Consider the following 18,998-nt stretch of genomic DNA (forward strand, 5'->3'; position numbering starts at 1 on the left):
GCTCATCCCCCCACGTTAAAATAGCCTTACTTACTAACTTAATATATGCTTTCCATAGTTTACCTTTGAAATGACAGAGGAATCAATCTTCTTCCAGAAAAAACTCAAATAAAAAAGGCTGAAAAGACAAGCTGTCTCTTCAACCTCAATATTCGCTGAGTTGCCATCGTGAACACCCATCACTTATATTATAAAATCAGTAAGAATACGAAAACTCATGTTTAAATTCGTCTACCCGTTGAATGGTTTTGAGAATATTGCGACCTTCACGTGTACCATCAATAATACGACGAGCTTGTTTACTATCCCCAATATTAATAACTTCTACTTGATGTTTTTTTCCATATTCGAGCAAGCTGTCCATCAGCGGACTGTATGAACGCATACCCAAGCATACGAATCCAAGATCAAAAGGAATCTCAAACTCCTGTTCTCCATGCTTTACTTTGAAACGGTCGCTACACACTTCTGTCAAAGCTGTTTCCGTATGGACGTTCACTTCCCGCTCCTCTACCATTTTCATCATGGAGATTCGGGTAATCATATCCAGATCTTTACCGAGTAGCGGCATCATCTCAATAATGGAAACCTCTTGTGCTCCACGCTCTGCGTAATATTCGACGACATCCAGTCCCACAGCCCCGCCACCAACTACAGCAATGCGTTTACCTTCAAACTCCTGGAATTTCTCCATGTTGTGCAAAAGATCAAAGATGGAGAACACTTTTGTCCCCGGTTTGCCCAGTTGCTCATGCAAACCTGCAATGGGCGGAAGAAGGGGTATAGCCCCCGTCGCATTGACAATAATATCAGGATTCAGGGCACTTATCATCGCCAAATCGGCTCGGGTCCCTGTTACAATGTTCAGATTGGTTAACTGTTTGGTGCGTTGAATCAGATAATCAGGGAAATCATTGATGCGTGTTTTGTCTGGCAAGCGGGCAATATCACGGGCCAAACCGCCCAACTCTGGTTTCTCCTCAAAGAGGGTTACTTTGCAGCCTACTTCGGCTGCCGTACATGCTGCTTCCATCCCAGCAGTACCCCCACCGATCACAACAACCTGAACATTGTTTTTAACACGTTGTTTCCGGTATTCAGCTTCCTTGAACAGATCCGGATTTACCGTACAGCAAATCGGTTTACTTTTGGAGATACGATGATCGGCACAACCAATGTTGCAAGAGATACATTTTCTAAGCAAATGTTCGTAGCCGTTTTGCACTTTAAGCACCCAGTTCGGTTCTGCAATCAAGCCTCTACCCATTGCCAGAAGATCCGCGTCACCTCTCACCAAAATATCCTGCGCAGCCTGTGGGCTCCGAATATTACCTGAGGTCATCGTTACCTTCCCAAATTTTTCTTTTACCGCTTTGGCCATATATGAGCGCCAACCATCTGGTAGGTTCATCCCGTCAATCTGGAACTGGATGGAATCATTCAGAGCAGCAGAAACATTCAAAATATCTACCTCATCATTAAGATACTCCAATAACTCGAGTGTATCTTCCAGTGTGTTCCCACCTTCTGTGAACTCTTCCGCGCTAAAACGTAAGCAAATAGGGAAGAATGGGCCTACCACTGAACGAATTTCATCAATGACTAATCTGGCAAAACGGGTACGGTTTTCTGCACTGCCGCCAAATTCATCCGTGCGTTTATTATACATCGGCGAAAGAAACTGACTCAGCAAGTAGGAGTGTCCCGCATGAATTTCAACACAGTCAAATCCTGCTCGTTGCGCTCTTCCCGCTGCTTCTCCGTATTTGCGCACAATGGCGTAAATTTCTTCTTTTTGCAAAGGTCTTGGAATCGCTCCGCCCTTTTTAGAAGGAATATTGGAAGAAGATACAGGCTGAATTCCGTTCAGTCGTCCCGCATAAGCTGAAGCACCCGCATGGTTAATTTGTACAGAAACACAAGCTCCATAAGAGTGTAGGGCTTCTGTTAATCTAAACAGTCCGGGAATAAACTGATCGTTATCCATACGCAGCTGGGTTGTTCCGTTTGTACCCATTGGGAAATCCAGACAAACATTTTCTACTGTTATCAAGCCGGTACCACCTTTGGCCCGTTGCACGTAATAGTCAATATGATCCTGAACAAAGCTTCCGTCCATGGCAGCAAAGTTAGTTCCCATTGGGGGCATAACAATCCGATTTTTCAAGGTCATGCGTCGTATGGTTAGAGGTTCAAAGATAGCAGGATAGTGGTTCATTGTTCTTCCTCCTTGCGAGTGTACAAATTTCATGTTCAAGCTTCCATTAAAGCATTCTCATATGTGATTTATTTCACTTTTGGGAATATCGAGATGTTATTGAGTACGATCATTCCTTATGACTTGATTTTATATCATCTAATCCATAAATTCTAATGCTATTTTATGTACTAAATCATAGTTTCAATCTATAGATTAACTGGAGTTATAAATAAAATAAAAAAGGAACAATCCTGTGAGGAATGTCCCTTTGGTGTGGAAAAATCATGCTTATATTCTGGTATCCATCTACCGAGCTGTTCTTTTAAAACCGTTGGGTACACGTACCAAAATCCCTTCCCTAACGTATCTGTCCAGCAGTCCACACATTGTGGTATATCCATTTACTTCGAATAAAGGTGCGTAGGCTGAGGCTTTAGGAGAGGTATTCAGATATTTAAGGAAAAATCCTTCGTCGATGACCTGGGTATCGTAAATATAAGCCTCAATAGATGTATGCCGTTCTGGGTGATGCTCCCCAATATTCATAAACAGACAATGATCACCATGCAAATCAGCTGACCATATTCCATCAATAATCAAGTCTGTTTCTTTCTGTTCCAGCCATTCAAACTGAGTTGGGAACGGGTCGAACTCAGAAGGTCTGAATTGGTGGGTTTCGGTAGCCATTCGTTCACATAAACGCTGAGCAGATAGTGTGTATTCGTCCCACAAGCCCAGAATAGCCATATCTCTTTCATTCGAGTATTCCCACTCTTGATCCTCTTCTGTCGAAGTTGAGAACTGTGCGAGTGATTGGTCTATCCCCTTATGTCTCATTGCTGTTTTCTTTCCTCCTATCCATCACTAGAAGTGCTCCATTCAGAAACCAAAAATCCCCTGCCCGAAAAGCCGGGTGAGTCCAATGAAAGGAAACACCCCGGCTTGACGTCAAGGGAGACTTGTCTATCCGTATCAAGATTATACTTTTAAATCACCATCATAGGTGGCAATCATATTGTACAGTTCAGGACGACGGTCACGGAAAATGCCCCATTCAATCCGTCCTACTTCCAGCTCATCCAGGTCAAATTCAGCAGTAAGCACTTCTTCATCGGTACGACCCGCTTCTGCGATCTTGTTACCTTGATGTCCGGCAATAAAGGATGAACCGTAGAATGTAATACTGGAGTCTTCGTCCGTTTCAGTTCCGATCCGATTGGAAGCTATGACTGGAATCAGGTTGGAAGCCGCATGACCCAGCATGCAAGTCTGCCAGTGATCCTTGGAATCGATGGCAGAATCCTGCGGTTCCGAGCCAATAGCTGTCGGATAGAACAAAAGTTCTGCGCCCATAAGCGCCATACAGCGGGCCGCCTCAGGATACCATTGATCCCAGCACACGCCTACCCCAATTTTGGCATAACGTGTATTCCATACTTTAAAACCAGTATCGCCCGGATTAAAATAAAATTTTTCCTCATACCCAGGACCGTCCGGGATGTGGCTTTTGCGGTATTTACCTAACACTTCACCGTCTGCGTCAATGACAGCAAGACTGTTGTAGCGCGCGTAGTTTTTCTTTTCATAGAAGCTGATTGGCAGCACAACCTGTAATTCTTTGGCGATTTTCCTAAAATGGTTAACCGCTTTGTTGTGCTCCAGCTCAGTGGCATATGAATAATAATCAGACTTTTCCTTCTGGCAGAAATATGGAGTCTCGAACAACTCCTGTAGCAAAATAATTTGTGCGCCCTGCGCAGCCGCTTCACGTACTAACTTCTCTGCTTTACTAATATTTTCTTCGATATTGGTAGAACAGCTCATTTGAGTTGCTGCAACTTTTACTTTTCTCACTTTAGTCCTCCTTTTAGATGTTGTATCGTTCAACGCTTTACAGCAGGCATCTGCTGGGTCGTACAGTGCACGTTACCGCCTTCACGGATGACCGCCATACCGTCTACAGTACGAATGATGCGATCTGGGAATACATTTGCCAGCACTTGCTCAGCTGCAAGATCACTCTCAGCGGCAGTGCCGCCGAACACTGGCAAAATAATACCGCCATTCACAAAATAGAAGTTAATATAACTCAGTGTCAATCGGCTGTCTTCATAATCCACACGCGGCGGCTGACCGATTCGAATCACTTCCAGCTTACGGCCTTTGGCATCCGTTGCTTGCTCCAGAATGCGCAGGTTTTCCTGCGTGATTTCGTAATTTTCATCCTCAGGATCATCACACACTTGCATAATGACCTTGCCAGGAGCTGCAAAACAAGCAATATTGTCCACATGACCGTCTGTTTCGTCGCCACTAAGACCACGTTTTAGCCATATTATCTTCTCGGCACCTGTATACTCACATACATGCCGTTCAATTTCTTCTCTGCTTAATTCCGGATTTCGGTTGGAATTGAGCAAACACTCTTCGGTTGTAATCAGTGTGCCTTCGCCATCTACGTGCAGTGAGCCGCCTTCCATCACAACCGGTGCATCAAACCGTGGAACTCCAAGTTTGTCCAAAATTTGCGGTGCAACCTGGTCATCCAGGTCCCATGGGGCGTATTTGCCACCCCAGGCGTTAAACTTCCAGTTAACACCTGCCAACTGACCATGCTCGTCTGTGAGAAAAGTAGGGCCGTTATCACGCAGCCACGCATCGCTGTGCTCAATCGACAGCAGTTCTACCCGTTCCCCAAGTTCAAGCGCCTTAACGCTCTCCAGATCTTCCGGATTTACGACCACAGTAACTGGTTCAAATTCCGCCATGGCGCGTACAATTCCGGCATAGCCCTTGCATACATCAGCATGCATATCCGGGTAAACCATTGAAGATTTTACAGGCCAAGAAATATACGTGCGTTCATGTGGCGCCCATTCAGGCGGCATCTTATAATGTGAATCCTTAATTTGCATGTATTGAAGCTCTCTTTCTTTTTCATAATGTAGACTCCGCTCCTATCATACAATAATATGATCTTTGTCTCAATCGAAGCGGAAAACTTTCAATAATTTACATTCACATTGGAGTAAATTACTTTGAAAATGTGATTGCTTTCACTGTATTCCCATCAAAATCCTTCACAGTGAATTGTGCTCCCTCCAACACACCGTAAGAGGATGGATAGTTTTCTTTTGGCAGCGAGATCGAACCGGGGTTCAGTATAAAGATCCCATTTTCCACATCCGCTACCGGAATATGAGTATGTCCCTGGATAAACACATCTCCCGCTTCTAGTGGTGGTAAATTTCCGATACTAAAGCCATGTCCGTGCGTGACATAGATTCTCCGTCCTTCATGGTATAGCAAAGCATAATCACCCATCATAGGAAACTCCAGCAGCATCTGATCCACCTCTGCATCGCAATTTCCGCGCACAGAAACCGCAATATGGGACTTGTGCTTATTTAACAGTGCGGCCACTTCTGCGGGATTATACCTTTCTGGTAACGGATTACGTGGTCCGTGGTACATATAATCTCCGAGCAGGACAAGACGATCGGCTTTCTCCTCCCTGAACTTTTCCAGTGCCAATTGCAACCAGTGCAGTGAGCCGTGAATATCTGATATAAACATCAATTTCATAATTATTCTTTCCTTTCTGAATAGGCTGAAAATATTCCACTTAAGCACATTATTGCATTATTCCCTAAACAAATCTGTGCAAAAATGTTCTTTCGTTTGGTCATACTCTTTTTAAGACAATAAACTACAGCTCCGAGTGAGCTGTAGTTTATTGTTATTCCTTTTATATTTGTACTTATCATCTTCGGTGATTTTACGGGTGACCTTGCAAGGGTTTTCAACCGCAATCACACCAGAAGGCACATTACCACCGGTCCATCCTCGCTTCGCTTATTTAGATACAGAAGTCAGATTTCTTTTAAAGCTTCATTGTAGGATTCCACATGCTCACTCTTCAGAACTGAAAAGCTACTCACATTGAAATTTCCACCAAATTACCTTCTGGATCTTTAATTACGCTTTCATAATAGCCGTCACCTGTCAATCTTGGCTGACCCACTACTTCATATCCTGCATGCATGAGCTGCTCTGTCTTTTCATTCACCAGTGCTTTACTTCCAACGGAAAATGCCACATGAGCCCAGCCCGTAATATTGATCTGTGGAGAATGATCTACTCCCGTTTTACGCATAACCTCTAACCTTGCTCCATCCTCAAAGGTGATAAAATAGGACTCAAATCCTTTTGTAGCGTTATAATATTTATCGTTAGATTTTCCATCAAAATATTGCTCGTAAAAGCTCTTCATCTTTTCTAAGTCTCTCACCCAGATCGCTACATGCTCAATCTTCATTATTTTCCTCCTTCTGCAGCCCTCATAATGAAAAAATCATTAATTTATACTGGACTCAGTTTTCTGTATAGTTATTATTAGTGTTTTAATAAGTCTTAATATATATTAGTAATTAATTTTTGTCCAATTCTAACACCCCTAAAAAATTAGCGACCGCTTCGTAAAAGAAAAAAAGCGGTCGCTATCTATAAGCCTTCATTTATATATTGTACTTAATCACTTGTTTTTATAAATTAACGTTTCAAGCTTTCACCATTCGTAGCAATAACTTCTTTATACCAATGGAACGATTTCTTCGGATATCTTTCAAGTGTACCGCTGCCATCATCATGACGATCTACGTAAATGTAGCCATAACGTTTCTTAAGCTGAGCGGTCGATGCGCTAACAAGGTCAATACATCCCCAAGACGTATAGCCCAAAACCTCTACTCCGTCCTCAATAGCTTCTCCAACTTGAACCAAATGATCATTCAGGTAGTTGATCCGGTAGTCATCTTCAACCGTTTTTTCGCCTTTTTCATTTGTAATCAGTTCATCAACGGCGCCCAGACCATTTTCAACGATGAATAGTGGTTTTTGGAAGCGATCATAGAACGTATTCAGGACATAACGTAAACCTTGCGGATCAATTTGCCAGCCCCACTCACTTGCCTCAAGATGCGGATTGATGACACCACCAAGGATATTACCTTCACCTTTGACTTTTTTAGCTTCGTCAGCTGTCTCACAAGTACTCATATAATAGCTGAACGAGATAAAATCAACGGTATGCTTCAAATCTGCGGCATCACTTGGTTCAAAGTGAATAGTGATTCCGTTTTCTTTAAAGAAACGTTTCATGTAACCTGGGTATTGACCTCTTGCGTGAATATCGGCAAATGCCATGTTTCTGTGATCAAATTCCATTGCAGCAATGACATCGTCTGGGTTTGGTGTCAGCGGATAAGTAGGCATACTCAGCACCATACAGCCAATTTTGAAATCAGGGTTGATCTGATGACCGATTTTTACCGCTCTTGCACTCGCTACAAGCTCATGGTGAATAGCCTGATAAAGATCTTGCTCACTAAGTTGATCTTTTGGTGTGCTAATTCCTCCACTCATGAATGGTGCTTCAAGAATGGAGTTGATTTCATTGAAAGTCAACCAGTATTTAACTTTATCTTTGTAGCGATTAAATACAGTTGTAGCATAGCGCTCATAAAAATCAACAAGCTTACGGTTTACCCAACCATCGTATTCTCTGGACAAATGTAAAGGTGTTTCATAGTGAGATAGTGTAACGAGTGGCTCAATTCCATATTTGTGAAGTTCATCAAACAAATCATCATAAAATTGCAAGCCTTTTTCGTTAGGCTCCAGTTCGTCACCTTTAGGGAAAATACGTGACCATGCGATAGAAGTACGGAATACTTTGAAGCCCATTTCCGCGAAAAGTTTGATATCTTCTTTATAATGATGATAAAAATCAATACCGATCAATTTCATGTTATCTTCTGTGGGTACATCCGTAACGGGCCCCCAACCACCACGAGGAGTTACATCCTGAATGGACCAGCCTTTTCCATCTTCTTGATAAGCGCCTTCGAGCTGATTAGCAGCAACTGCTCCGCCCCACAGGAAATCTTTTGGAAACTGTGTACTCATATTTTCTCCGCCTTTGCTGATGTTTTTTATTAACTAGGATAGAAACACGTTACCTCTATGCTAATGTGTTATAAACTACTTCTAATTGAATCTTAAGGTTTGTAACGCGTTTCATGTCAAGTTTTATTTTAAAAACATCCAGAGCTTATCATAGTATTATCTCCAATAATTACTCCCATATTTATAACTCTTCTATTATTGAGTAAAATGACTATTCTTCAAATGGCGGATCTACATGAATATCTCTATCTGGTTCAGTACTTACCCAGCGTGTAAAGATAACCTGAAAGCCGGCTCGAGTCGGCGCGCAGGCAAAAGGACCTGCCTGTTGTCCCGTTTCATAAGGAAAACGTGCTACACGTACAGTGCGCCAGCTTTGATTTTCGGTTCTGGCTCTAATGATAACCGCATCCTGTAGTTGTGAAGCACGGATCGTGACATTTTTCCCTACCCAATCGGGTACAGGAGCTAATGACCAATCGGAATAGCCATCTGTGACTACGACTGCCAGCTGAGGAATTCCGTCATTTAATTCGATTCCGGCTTTAATCCACTTTTGTTGTCCTTGATACAGCATTATACCGGCCTGATCGTAAAGCTCCGTAAATGAGCCTAATTGAAACGTGACTTCGATGGCAGAGCCTTCTTCCCAGTCTGTAAGCAGGGAATGTCCGCTACTGCGTTCAAACCCATACAAAGTTTTTTCCCAGTAGTCGCTTCCTTCTCTGGTTTCAACTTTAAGAAACTGGTCTTCTTCTATGGATGATACAGGGTGATTAGTCCATGTCCCTGTAGTCCATGCAATCGATTTTTGATTCATTAATCTCATCCTCTCATGCTTTATTGAACGATGTCTTATTTCCTTTTCTCCACCAATTGCAAATTGTACGTCAGACTTTCAAGGGTCACCGAAATCAAGCCATACATGTATTCATCATGCGTATCGTTTTTCACAAAAATCTCGGGCATATGTTCTTTGGGTATATCTTTTAGACAGCCGCTATAAATATCGTCCAACAGATTCGGCTTGGATAACTCTCCAGTCAAAGCGATAGATACAGGGTTTATAATCGCAATAATGGAAGTTATCGTTTGGATCGCCAGAGGAACAAAGCCCTCTATGCTATTTAACTGTTTAAGCTGTTCCTCTCTTGTTAAATCAAAAGGTAGGAAGGAAACTTCCCCCGCAAATTTGGTATTTCCTTTTAACAAATGTCCATCGACAATAAAACCCGCTCCGGGGAAATTGTCTTTTGGAAACGTAACAATAGCAAAGGTTTTATCCTCATCATAATTCTGCATGTTATAAAATCCGTAGACTGTTAAATGCATATCATTTTCAATGGTAACTTCTAATCCGTATTTATCTTGAAGCTGTGGACCTACAGCGACTCCTATGAGCAGGTCGAGATCACAAACATCGATAATTCCTTGATGAACGACCCCGGGGATGCCAATTCCAATGGCTTTGACGTTTCCATAGTTATTAATCAGCTCTCCAATTTGGGTTTCTATGACCTCATAATCAATATGAGGCACAATGGAAGTATTCTCGATGATGGTATCACCAAGCAAATTAGCAACAGCATAAGTAAGAGAATGTATACCGCCTTCCGTTTTCACATTTAAACAGATAATATAAGAATAATCAGCGTTATATTTGTACCGTCTAGCCGGACGTCCGCCGTTCGACTCTTCCAATTCCGTCTCTAATACTTCCCCGGTTTGAAGAAGCTCATTCAGAATATTTCCGCAAGTTGCCACACTAAGACCTGTGATACTGGCTATCGATGACTTGGTTGCATATTCCTTGGATTTCAGTGTGTTTTTAACTAACTCTACATTAATTTGTTTAACCCGAATGGTGTTATTGGAGACTGGTTGTATTTGAATACACTCCTTTTCCAGTATTTATTAAAAGGTTTATAATAAGTTGTAATATAACGCTCTGCCTGTAAAAAGTCAATTTGTACGCCTTTTCCTCTTCTCCTCTATCATCATGCTATACTATAAATAAGAAATAAATTTTTAGTGCAGCATTTCTGCGTTGAAAGTCACTTAAATAGGGGGGAATTCTGTTGTCAGCTATTGAGTATATAGCAATCATCGCATTGCTCCTCTCCGTCATACTTTTAATTAAGGTCTACAGCCTTCAATCTCGGCTTAATGACTTGAAATCCGACGTGGAGCGTCTAGAAAATCGTTCAGGAATACAAGGAACATCGCTGTCAGGCACCATCGCTGCCTCTCCTCCACATATTCTAGACGCAGGAGCTTCAGAAGATATCAATGAAAGGTTGCTCCTGCTCATTAGGGAAGGAAAAAAGATTCAAGCCATAAAAGAACTGAGAACGGCTAAGGATCTTTCCCTTAAGGATGCAAAGGATTATGTGGGTCACTTGGAAAAACTCTAAAGAAAGGAAGAAATAAGATGAGTGCCAGCAAAACAAACGCCATGCGCATATTGGACGGGCAACATATACAATACAATATTTTGAGTTATGATCATCAAGATGGAAAAATAGACGGTATGAATGTGGCTGAGAAAATCGATAGAGCCCCGGAGATAGTTTTCAAAACTTTGGTTGCACATAGCAAACAAAATCTGTTTGTTTTTGTAATTCCTGTACATCAAGAGCTTGATCTCAAAAAAGCAGCCAAATCCGCGGGAGAGAAAAAAATTGAAATGCTTCCAGTTAAGGATTTGCAAAAGTTTACGGGATATATTCGCGGTGGTTGCTCCCCCATTGGAATGAAAAAGCTCTACCCCACTTTTATCGACCAGCCTGCATTGGAACTGGAAGCCATCGTTGTAAGCGGTGGGAAAATTGGGACCCAACTGGAGTTAAGTCCGCACGATTTAGCTCAAATCATTCAGGCTCAGTTTACAGATCTAACGCATACAGCATAAAACTCACTACATGATCATAAAATCTTTATGCGTATTTTCTTATCCCATACTTCATCAAGCTTCAACCTGGAGAGGAAGATTTAATGATGCATAATGATTGCCCTAAAAATGCAAGAATCCCCCAACCCATCAGAAGTGATGGTGCTGGGGGCATCGATAAGGGTCCACGTGATGTGATGAGGGATCTACAGAATCCCGATATGCTGGTTCCCCCCGTAACGGACAATGGTCTCATTCCAAATATGAGATTTTCTTTTTCTGATGCCCATATGCAGCTTAATCATGGTGGGTGGTCAAGAGAAGTAACGGTAAGGGAATTACCTATTGCTACAACCCTTGCCGGGGTGAATATGAGTTTGACACCGGGTGGTGTACGTGAGCTTCACTGGCATCAGCAAGCGGAATGGTCATATATGCTGTTGGGAAGTGCTCGCATTACGGCAGTAGACCAAAATGGACGTAATTTTATTGCTGATGTGGGTCCCGGAGATCTCTGGTATTTCCCTCCTGGCATTCCGCACTCTATACAGGGACTTGAGGATGGGTGCGAATTTTTGCTGGTTTTTGATGATGGTAGTTTCTCCGATCTGAACACCCTATCCATCTCCGATTGGTTCGCACATACTCCCAAAGACGTACTTTCTGCAAATTTTGGTGTACCAGAAGCTGATTTTGCAGCAATTCCTCAAGACCAAGTATATATCTATCAGGATTCCGTTCCCGGTTCTCTTCAAAGCCAAGCGGTTTCCTCTCCCTATGGTACGATACCTCAGTCCTTCAAGCATGAATTACTAGCCCAGCCCCCAATCAAAACGCCGGGCGGAAGCGTACGAATCGTCGACTCCTCCAATTTTCCGATTTCCAAAACCATTGCAGCTGCTCTTGTTGAGATTGAGCCCGGCGCCATGCGAGAAATGCACTGGCATCCTAATAATGACGAATGGCAATACTATCTTGCCGGGCAAGGACGGATGACTGTCTTTGGCGGTAATGGTGCAGCCCGTACGTTTGATTTTAGAGCCGGAGATGTTGGATATGTGCCTTTTGCTTACGGTCATTACATTCAAAATACAGGCTCCAGCACACTTTGGTTTCTTGAAATGTTTAAAAGTGACCGTTTTGCAGATGTTTCCTTGAATCAATGGATGGCCCTTACGCCTACAGAACTGATTCAGAGTAATTTACATGTAGGTACTGATGTGATCTCAAATTTACGAAAGGTAAAATGGCCCGTTGTCAAATATCCCAGTTATTCTTATGACCCTAACCATAAGAGGTCCGATGATTACTATACAAAAAAACACCGTATCTAAATACGGTGTTTTTACAAACTAATTAACAAAGACTATTCCTCAGAGTCTACATTGTGGTAAACCTGCTGAACATCCTCCAAATCTTCTAATGCATCAATCAGTTTATCGAATTGAACCTGTGCATCTTCTGGAAGAGAAATATCATTTTGGGCAAGCATGGTGAGCTCCGCAACGGTAAACTCAGTTACTCCTGCTTGTTTGAAAGCTTCCTGCACAGCATGGAATTGATCAGGCTCTGCATATACGATGACGGCTTCATCTTCTTCAATGATGTCACGTACCTCTACATCTGCCTCCATCAGTAGCTCCAGCACTTCATCTGCGGTTTTACCCACCAGACCAATAACTGCTGTTGAATCAAACATGTAGGCTACAGATCCGCTCACACCCAGGCTACCACCATTTTTAGTAAAAGCAGAACGCACATCCGATGCTGTACGGTTAACGTTATTGGTCAGCGCATCTACAATGACCATGGAACCGTTCGGTCCGAAACCTTCATAACGAAGCTCTACGTAGTTTTCATCGCCAGCACCTTTTGCTTTTTCAATAGCACGGTCAATGATTGCTTTGGGTACATTGTACGTTTTTGCACGTTCTAGAACTACTCTTAGTACCCGATTGGATTCAGGATCAGGTTCGCCTTGTTTGGCTGCCACATAAATTTCCACGCCAAATTTAGCATATATACGACTCGTATTAGCATCCTTGGATGCCTTCTTTTCTTTAATGTTATTCCACTTACGTCCCATAATATCCCGCTCTCTTCCTGTATGAATATACACAACGAACTTCATTATATCCTTGTATATTATATCTCCTAAAGGACATACGAACAAGTTTAAACAACTCTGTTATGGAAAAATAAACAAATCTACCTAATTAGGGATGCTTGAAAATGTGTACTTTCATTTCTCCTCATCTATGGACAATCTCCCTATCCATGTCTAAGATGAAGAGGAAGTCTGACTTGAAGGAGATCATTCACTTGGATGTCTTGTACAAAAAGTTGAGCCATAATCATGAAATCACAGTATACGAAACCACCGAGCTGTATGGTGAAAAGGGATTATTTCGGGTGATGCAGTTTTCAAATACAGCCGTCCAAGGCGCGGTGGACTTGAATCATCCACAACGCATTTTGTTCGAATATCCGAGAGCAATTATCCATCTTATGGAGCTGAACGATCCATCATTTGAAGATGTATTTGTTATCGGGCACGGTATAGGTACAATAGCGGGTCATTTTACAGATAAACGTTTTAAGATTGCCGAGCTGGATGCACAAGTTGTAGAGTTCAGCCGAACATTCTTTGGATACGATCAGGATAATGTGACTGTTGGCGATGGACGACGCCTTCTGGAGAAGGAAGCGCCGGATGCTTATGACTATGTTATTTTGGACGCCTTCACGGAGCTGGGTACGCCCTTGCATTTAGTATCCTGGGAATTTTTCAAGATGGCCAAAGAAAAGCTGGATTCCGAAGGCTCCCTGATCATGAATTTAATGGGCAAAAGTGAACACGACCATTTGATCAATGCCATTCATACAACGTTACGTGAAGAATTTGCCTATGTCTCAACTTTCTCGCTCCCCTCGGAAGGCGCTGCCGACGTTCAAAATATCATTATGATAGGTCGGGACAAGCCAATCCGGTTTCAGGCACGTCAGATGGCGGACTTTCATGAGATTACACTCGGAGAAGGCCATATTCTACGGGATATAGATGCTTAGTGTAGTTCCAATATTCGTCTCTCTACATCTTCAATACGAATCGTCTCTTTGTTGCAGCTTTTTCGTTCCACTAACTCTACTTTCCCGTGTTCGGCATCTTTACCTACGATGATGCGCACGGGAATACCTACTAAATCGGAGTCTTTGAATTTAACCCCAGGCCGTTCCTCCCGATCATCCAGCAGCACCTCCACACCGCGATCCTGCAGCTGGTTGTGTAATTTCTCGGCTATTTGCATCTGAAGCCTGTCTTTCACAGAAATCGGAATAATATGAACTTGAAACGGGGCTAGTGCATAAGGCCATATCATTCCGTTCTGATCGTGATTTTGCTCTACAATGGCAGAAAGGATCCGGGATAAGCCAATGCCATAGCAGCCCATAATCATCGCTTGCTCAGCTCCAGACGCATCCAGAAAGGTCGCACCCAGCTTCTCACTATATTTGGTGCCCAATTTAAATACGTGTCCGATCTCAATTCCACGATGAAGTTTCAATTCCCCTTCGTCACATCGAGGACATCTATCCCCTTCTATGACATTGCGCAAGTCAGCCACATGCCGAAGATCTATATCGCGCCTTGGGTTCACATGTCGATAATGGTAATCCAGCTCGTTCGCGCCTGCGATACCGCTGGACATTTGGACAACGGCGTAATCCACCCACACAGGGATTGTCAATCCGCATGGGCCTATGAACCCCGAGGGGGTTCCAGTCGCCTTTGACACGATGTTTGTACTTGCTATTTCGAATTTTTCACTACCTAAAATATGTTTAATTTTCACTTCGTTAACCTCATGATCCCCCCTAACAACTACAGCAATAGGTTGATCGTCAGCCATATAAATCAGTGTTTTGATGATTTCTTTGGGCTCTATGTGAAGCGATTCAACCAGTTGATCTATTGTACACAGGCCTGGAGTATGGAATTTTTCCATTTTAGCTGTATCAAAAGAAGGAGGGCTGACTTGTTCATTTTTATATGAGACAGGAGATATTTCTATTTTTCCCGTCGATCGCGCCACGGCTTTTTCAAGATTAGCTGCATATTCACAGCAGGTACATGCTACAATGGTGTCCTCTCCAATATCAGCTAGAGCCATAAATTCATGGGTTTCACCTTCGCCACCAATGGCACCCGCATCTGCTTCTACTGCACGAAAGTTTAGACCACAGCGAGTGAAAATGCGATGATATGCCTGGAACATGGTCGAATAGGTATGATCTAGTCCTTCCCAATGTGCATCAAACGAATAGGCATCCTTCATCAAAAATTCTCTACTGCGAAGCAGGCCAAATCGCGGACGTCGTTCATCCCGAAATTTGGTTTGAATTTGATACAACGTTACAGGCAATTTGCGATAAGAATTCACTTCATTTCGTATTAAAGACGTAATGACCTCTTCATGTGTAGGCCCCAAAGCAAACTCCCGACCATGCCGATCTTGCAAACGCATCAACTCAGGACCATAAACATCGTATCTTCCTGATTCTTGCCACAGCTCCGTTGGCTGCAATACAGGCATCAGCAGCTCCCCAGCCCCTACGCGATCCATTTCATCCCGTACGATTTGCTCTACTTTTCTGAGCACCCGTCTGCCCAGGGGCATATAGGTGTACATTCCAGCCGCCAGTTGGCGGATAAATCCTCCCCGCAGCATAAGCTGATGACTGATCACTTCAGCTTCTGCGGTTGCTTCACGCAAGGTTGTCAGTAATAATTGGCTTTGGCGCATGTGTAGCTTCCTCCTTGTTGGACGATAAAATGTACGCAAAAAGACACATCCGTCAGGGACGAATGTGTCGTGGTACCACCCTTCATTTGACCGTAGCCATACACGGAACGGTCCTTCATTAGATAACGGCGTCTAGCCGGTAACGGTTTATCATACAAACCGCTACAGCTCGCAAGGCAGGGAAACGTTCATTCGCGGCGAGAAACCTTTCAGCCCATGAGTTTCTTCTCTGTATAGCGAGTATTGAACCTTTGATCCTTGGTCTACACTATTCCTATATATTACAATTTTCACCACTTTACACGAAATGTAATTTCTAGTCAAGGAGATAATCTTCTGCTACACAGCAAGAAACTCGTTACCCTGCTCTACCTGTAAGGGCCGCATAGAATAGATCAGTCTGTCCATCATACAACATGCTCCTTTTACAAATTCAATAATTGAGGCCATTACATACGTGAAGCTCCAAATATGCGCTGTTGTAGGTTAGAGTTCTCTTGATTAATTATGTATCATTCTTTTTAAAATACACGCCCTTGAAAAACACAAAATTTTGCGTATGTGTGCCATACAGCTCCTGAAACCTAGAATGAAGTTTATTCATAGAAAGAGTCTCTGAGACCGTCCGATCCGTTTGCAGGGTCAAGTCGACACAGCTAATTCCAAATTGGCACACTTGCTCCATAGGATAACCTTGGGTAATTCCATATATCATCCCGGCAATAAAAGCATCATCTGCGCCTGTGACATCAATGACCTCTTGAACGGGATGAATGGGAATTTGGCCATGAGTTCCATCCTGAGAGGCGTACAAAACACGATCAGCACCGCAGATAAAAATGACATTCTGAACTCCAAGTTTGTGAAAAATTCGGGTGGCATCCAACATATGCTGATCATCTGTAAGTTCTAGCTCCAAATAGGCTTCAGCCTCCACCGGTTTACATACCAGCCACTCCACTCCATGCAAATTTCGGGGAAGCTTTCTCATCTTCGAGGCCGATACCGAAGAAACGACAATCGGAATCCGATGCTCATGACAGACATGTATGGTGGCTGCAATTACGTTCATAGAGAAATTAGTGTCCAGCAGAACGAGTCGGGATGAGGCAATTAAAGGAGCATTTTCAAAAATTACTGAAGGACGAATCTGATCATAAATCTCCATTTCTGCTGTCGCTACAATCAGTTCACCACGCTCGTTCAGCAAGGCAGTATAAACCCCAGTTGACGGTTCACCTTGGACTTGCAGAGGAACCACGTGCATGTAACGGCTGGACTGTTCGATAATAAATTCACCTTCCGCATCGTCCCCAACTGTGGTCAGCAGGCTGACCCGCTGGCTCAACCTCCCTAAATTTTCGGCTACATTTCGTGCTACCCCACCGCAAGATTGCAGTCTTGTACTGCTCGGATTGGAGGTATGAAGCTGAAATGTACCTTTAATCATGATTTTACGATCCAAATTGGCCCCCCCGATACATAGTATTGGTTTGCTAGAGGGCCAAGGCTCGTCCTGTTCATTTTGGTGGATTTTTTTTAATTTCATCATTTGACTCCTTTCTCGAGTCTATTCGTTAAAATGATTTAAATTTGTACAGAAATAGGCACTATATAAAATTAACACGTTCCAAATGTCATATTCCCAAGAATAATGTCGAGTTCGTTAAAATATCCTAAAGTTACACATGCAAAAAAACACCCTATTGTAAAGATATCTTTCACTTTTACGATAGGGTGATTGGGTTGGAACTACAGCATAGTTCTTCCTTACATTATGTTATTCAGGATTTTTGCAAAATCCTCTATTTCAAAATAAATAGAGCTGCTCCGTGAGGAGGTAAATCTGTGGACAGCTCTTGTGCTAAAACACCTAAATCTACATGGTTCCATAAATCTCTGGCATTTGCCTGACCTTCAATACCAAGGTCTTTTAAGGATACACGCACCTTTGAAGATTCATCCCCAGCATTAAACAAAGCTGCATATACATGCCCTTTCCCGTTATGTGAAGTCCAAACGATATGTTCATCCTTTCTATACACCTGCCGTGCATTCAAACCGTTGCGATGAGCATTTAACACTTCTTCATTAGTCAGCAAAGAAAGAGTCCATGCATCATTATCCCGCAGTTCGCCCCCGAACATCAGGGGAGACCGGAAAATGCTCCACAAGGTCATCATCGTTAGCTGCTCATCCTTAGTAAAGCGTGTCCATCTGTCATGGCTGCCGGAATCTACCGAATCTACCGAACGAATACCCAGATGACCCAGTGGTAGCATGTCGCAATCCGGCCAGTGACCCGGCCCTACATGTTCCGCCCATTTCTCGCAGCGCTCAAACATACCATACAGTAAAGGCCATACATCCCAGAAGTCATCAGTCATACGCCACATATTCACGTTTGCGATTAAATCAGATGCATGCTCCAGCGGTGCAGGACCAGGCGATAGACTCAACACCATCGGACGTCCGCATTGGGCGATAGCCCGCCTAATCAATTCAATTTCCGCCAAATGAATACCATAGAGACGTGATGCAGCAATGTCATCTACTTTGACAAAATCCACACCCCATTCCGCATACAGATCAAACAACGAATTATAGTACTCCTGTGCGCCTTCCTTGGATGCATCTACCCCATACATATCTGTGTTCCAGGGACAAATAGAGTTGGGATGCGCAATTTGTCTCGCCGTGGCTGTGGTTCCCAAAATCGGGGTATCCTGATGCACCGCCTGACGGGAGATGCCTCTCATAATATGTATACCAAATTTCAATCCCAGACCGTGTACATATTCCGCAAGAGCTTGGAAGCCTCGTCCATCTGCTGCCGAAGGAAACCGATTCACTGCTGGAATAAGACGTGAAAATGAATCCATTTCCAATGGGACAAACGGGCGATACTGTGAAGATACTGCTCCTGACTCATACCACTGAATATCTACCACGACATATTCCCAACCATATTCCTTCAGATGCTCCGCCATATATTGAGCATTTCCCCGTACTTCCTCTTCCCGTACTGCTGCACCGTAGCAATCCCAGCTATTCCACCCCATAGGTGGTGTATGCGCTGTCAAATGATGCTTCATTTCATTCATCCTTTCATCCAGTAGATCTCATCCTGCTACCA

Annotated in this window: 17 protein-coding genes; 4 read left to right on the forward strand and 13 right to left on the reverse strand. The window is 43.2% G+C overall.

What is annotated here, in order from left to right; all coding sequences use genetic code 11:
- Positions 1-196: 196 nt before the first annotated feature.
- The 9 genes from JOD82_RS25625 to JOD82_RS25665 all read right to left on the reverse strand — a co-directional run bounded on the left by JOD82_RS25625 (position 197) and on the right by JOD82_RS25665 (position 9,931).
- Positions 197-2,218, reverse strand: a complete 2,022-nt coding sequence (locus JOD82_RS25625; protein ID WP_209950186.1) for an NAD(P)/FAD-dependent oxidoreductase — start codon at positions 2,216-2,218, stop codon at positions 197-199.
- 288 nt (positions 2,219-2,506) lie between these two features.
- Positions 2,507-3,037, reverse strand: coding sequence for a hypothetical protein (locus JOD82_RS25630; RefSeq protein ID WP_029515099.1), 531 nt, complete (start codon positions 3,035-3,037; stop codon positions 2,507-2,509).
- A 141-nt stretch (positions 3,038-3,178) separates the two neighbouring features.
- Positions 3,179-4,054 carry an N-carbamoylputrescine amidase gene (aguB, locus tag JOD82_RS25635; RefSeq protein WP_029515101.1) on the reverse strand — a complete coding sequence of 292 codons (876 nt, stop codon included), beginning with the start codon at positions 4,052-4,054 and terminating at the stop codon, positions 3,179-3,181.
- A gap of 29 nt (positions 4,055-4,083) precedes the next feature.
- Positions 4,084-5,115 (reverse strand): agmatine deiminase family protein, encoded by a 1,032-nt coding sequence (locus JOD82_RS25640; RefSeq protein ID WP_209950187.1) that lies wholly within the window; start codon positions 5,113-5,115, stop codon positions 4,084-4,086.
- Positions 5,116-5,233: 118 nt separating this feature from the next.
- Positions 5,234-5,785 carry a phosphodiesterase gene (yfcE, locus tag JOD82_RS25645; RefSeq protein ID WP_209950188.1) on the reverse strand — a complete coding sequence of 184 codons (552 nt, stop codon included), beginning with the start codon at positions 5,783-5,785 and terminating at the stop codon, positions 5,234-5,236.
- Between the two features lie 352 nt (positions 5,786-6,137).
- Positions 6,138-6,518 (reverse strand): VOC family protein, encoded by a 381-nt coding sequence (locus JOD82_RS25650; protein WP_029515106.1) that lies wholly within the window; start codon positions 6,516-6,518, stop codon positions 6,138-6,140.
- 233 nt (positions 6,519-6,751) lie between these two features.
- Complete coding sequence (locus JOD82_RS25655) at positions 6,752-8,167, reverse strand: glycoside hydrolase family 1 protein (protein WP_209950189.1); 1,416 nt, start codon at positions 8,165-8,167, stop codon at positions 6,752-6,754.
- Positions 8,168-8,378: 211 nt separating this feature from the next.
- Complete coding sequence (locus JOD82_RS25660) at positions 8,379-8,987, reverse strand: DUF1349 domain-containing protein (protein ID WP_029515109.1); 609 nt, start codon at positions 8,985-8,987, stop codon at positions 8,379-8,381.
- A 35-nt stretch (positions 8,988-9,022) separates the two neighbouring features.
- A complete protein-coding gene (locus JOD82_RS25665; protein WP_209950190.1) occupies positions 9,023-9,931 on the reverse strand; it encodes an ROK family protein in 909 nt (302 codons plus the stop codon).
- 314 nt (positions 9,932-10,245) lie between these two features.
- Between JOD82_RS25665 and JOD82_RS25670 the strand changes: the two genes are divergently transcribed.
- The 3 genes from JOD82_RS25670 (at position 10,246) to JOD82_RS25680 (ending at position 12,391) form a co-directional block, all read left to right on the forward strand.
- A complete protein-coding gene (locus JOD82_RS25670) occupies positions 10,246-10,581 on the forward strand; it encodes a ribosomal L7/L12 family protein (RefSeq protein WP_209950191.1) in 336 nt (111 codons plus the stop codon).
- A 17-nt stretch (positions 10,582-10,598) separates the two neighbouring features.
- Positions 10,599-11,078, forward strand: a complete 480-nt coding sequence (gene ybaK / locus JOD82_RS25675) for a Cys-tRNA(Pro) deacylase (protein WP_209950192.1) — start codon at positions 10,599-10,601, stop codon at positions 11,076-11,078.
- A gap of 86 nt (positions 11,079-11,164) precedes the next feature.
- Positions 11,165-12,391: an oxalate decarboxylase family bicupin gene (locus JOD82_RS25680; RefSeq protein WP_209950196.1), complete on the forward strand. Its 1,227-nt coding sequence runs from the start codon at positions 11,165-11,167 to the stop codon at positions 12,389-12,391.
- A 32-nt stretch (positions 12,392-12,423) separates the two neighbouring features.
- Here the strand turns inward: JOD82_RS25680 and JOD82_RS25685 are convergent, their stop codons facing one another.
- The gene (locus JOD82_RS25685; RefSeq protein ID WP_013310214.1) at positions 12,424-13,143 is read right to left on the reverse strand and encodes a YebC/PmpR family DNA-binding transcriptional regulator; all 720 of its coding nucleotides are present in this window, start codon (positions 13,141-13,143) and stop codon (positions 12,424-12,426) included.
- Between the two features lie 218 nt (positions 13,144-13,361).
- On the opposite strand from JOD82_RS25685, the gene JOD82_RS25690 reads away from it, so the two are divergent.
- Complete coding sequence (locus JOD82_RS25690; RefSeq protein WP_080658550.1) at positions 13,362-14,126, forward strand: spermidine synthase; 765 nt, start codon at positions 13,362-13,364, stop codon at positions 14,124-14,126.
- Here JOD82_RS25690 and JOD82_RS25695 read toward each other — a convergent pair.
- The 3 genes from JOD82_RS25695 to JOD82_RS25705 form a co-directional block, all read right to left on the reverse strand.
- A complete protein-coding gene (locus JOD82_RS25695; protein ID WP_069011663.1) occupies positions 14,123-15,862 on the reverse strand; it encodes a proline--tRNA ligase in 1,740 nt (579 codons plus the stop codon). The two genes, JOD82_RS25690 and JOD82_RS25695, sit on opposite strands and share 4 nt — an antisense overlap.
- A 505-nt stretch (positions 15,863-16,367) precedes the next feature.
- Positions 16,368-17,411: a carbohydrate kinase family protein gene (locus JOD82_RS25700; protein ID WP_069011664.1), complete on the reverse strand. Its 1,044-nt coding sequence runs from the start codon at positions 17,409-17,411 to the stop codon at positions 16,368-16,370.
- Positions 17,412-17,667: 256 nt separating this feature from the next.
- The gene (locus JOD82_RS25705) at positions 17,668-18,957 is read right to left on the reverse strand and encodes a glycoside hydrolase family 27 protein (protein WP_069011665.1); all 1,290 of its coding nucleotides are present in this window, start codon (positions 18,955-18,957) and stop codon (positions 17,668-17,670) included.
- Positions 18,958-18,998: the final 41 nt, after the last annotated feature.

The sequence above is a fragment of the Paenibacillus sp. 1182 genome (genome assembly GCF_017833915.1).
Lineage (GTDB): Bacteria > Bacillota > Bacilli > Paenibacillales > Paenibacillaceae > Paenibacillus > Paenibacillus polymyxa_D.

Coding starts and splice junctions, on each gene's coding strand:
- JOD82_RS25705 (WP_069011665.1), bottom strand. CDS start 18,957: ATGAAGCATCATTTGACAGCGCATACACCACCTATGGGGTGGAATAGC.
- JOD82_RS25625 (WP_209950186.1), bottom strand. CDS start 2,218: ATGAACCACTATCCTGCTATCTTTGAACCTCTAACCATACGACGCATG.
- JOD82_RS25640 (WP_209950187.1), bottom strand. CDS start 5,115: ATGCAAATTAAGGATTCACATTATAAGATGCCGCCTGAATGGGCGCCA.
- JOD82_RS25685 (WP_013310214.1), bottom strand. CDS start 13,143: ATGGGACGTAAGTGGAATAACATTAAAGAAAAGAAGGCATCCAAGGAT.
- yfcE (WP_209950188.1), bottom strand. CDS start 5,785: ATGAAATTGATGTTTATATCAGATATTCACGGCTCACTGCACTGGTTG.
- JOD82_RS25680 (WP_209950196.1), top strand. CDS start 11,165: ATGCATAATGATTGCCCTAAAAATGCAAGAATCCCCCAACCCATCAGA.
- JOD82_RS25660 (WP_029515109.1), bottom strand. CDS start 8,987: ATGAATCAAAAATCGATTGCATGGACTACAGGGACATGGACTAATCAC.
- JOD82_RS25650 (WP_029515106.1), bottom strand. CDS start 6,518: ATGAAGATTGAGCATGTAGCGATCTGGGTGAGAGACTTAGAAAAGATG.
- JOD82_RS25630 (WP_029515099.1), bottom strand. CDS start 3,037: ATGAGACATAAGGGGATAGACCAATCACTCGCACAGTTCTCAACTTCG.
- JOD82_RS25655 (WP_209950189.1), bottom strand. CDS start 8,167: ATGAGTACACAGTTTCCAAAAGATTTCCTGTGGGGCGGAGCAGTTGCT.
- JOD82_RS25695 (WP_069011663.1), bottom strand. CDS start 15,862: ATGCGCCAAAGCCAATTATTACTGACAACCTTGCGTGAAGCAACCGCA.
- JOD82_RS25700 (WP_069011664.1), bottom strand. CDS start 17,411: ATGAAATTAAAAAAAATCCACCAAAATGAACAGGACGAGCCTTGGCCC.
- ybaK (WP_209950192.1), top strand. CDS start 10,599: ATGAGTGCCAGCAAAACAAACGCCATGCGCATATTGGACGGGCAACAT.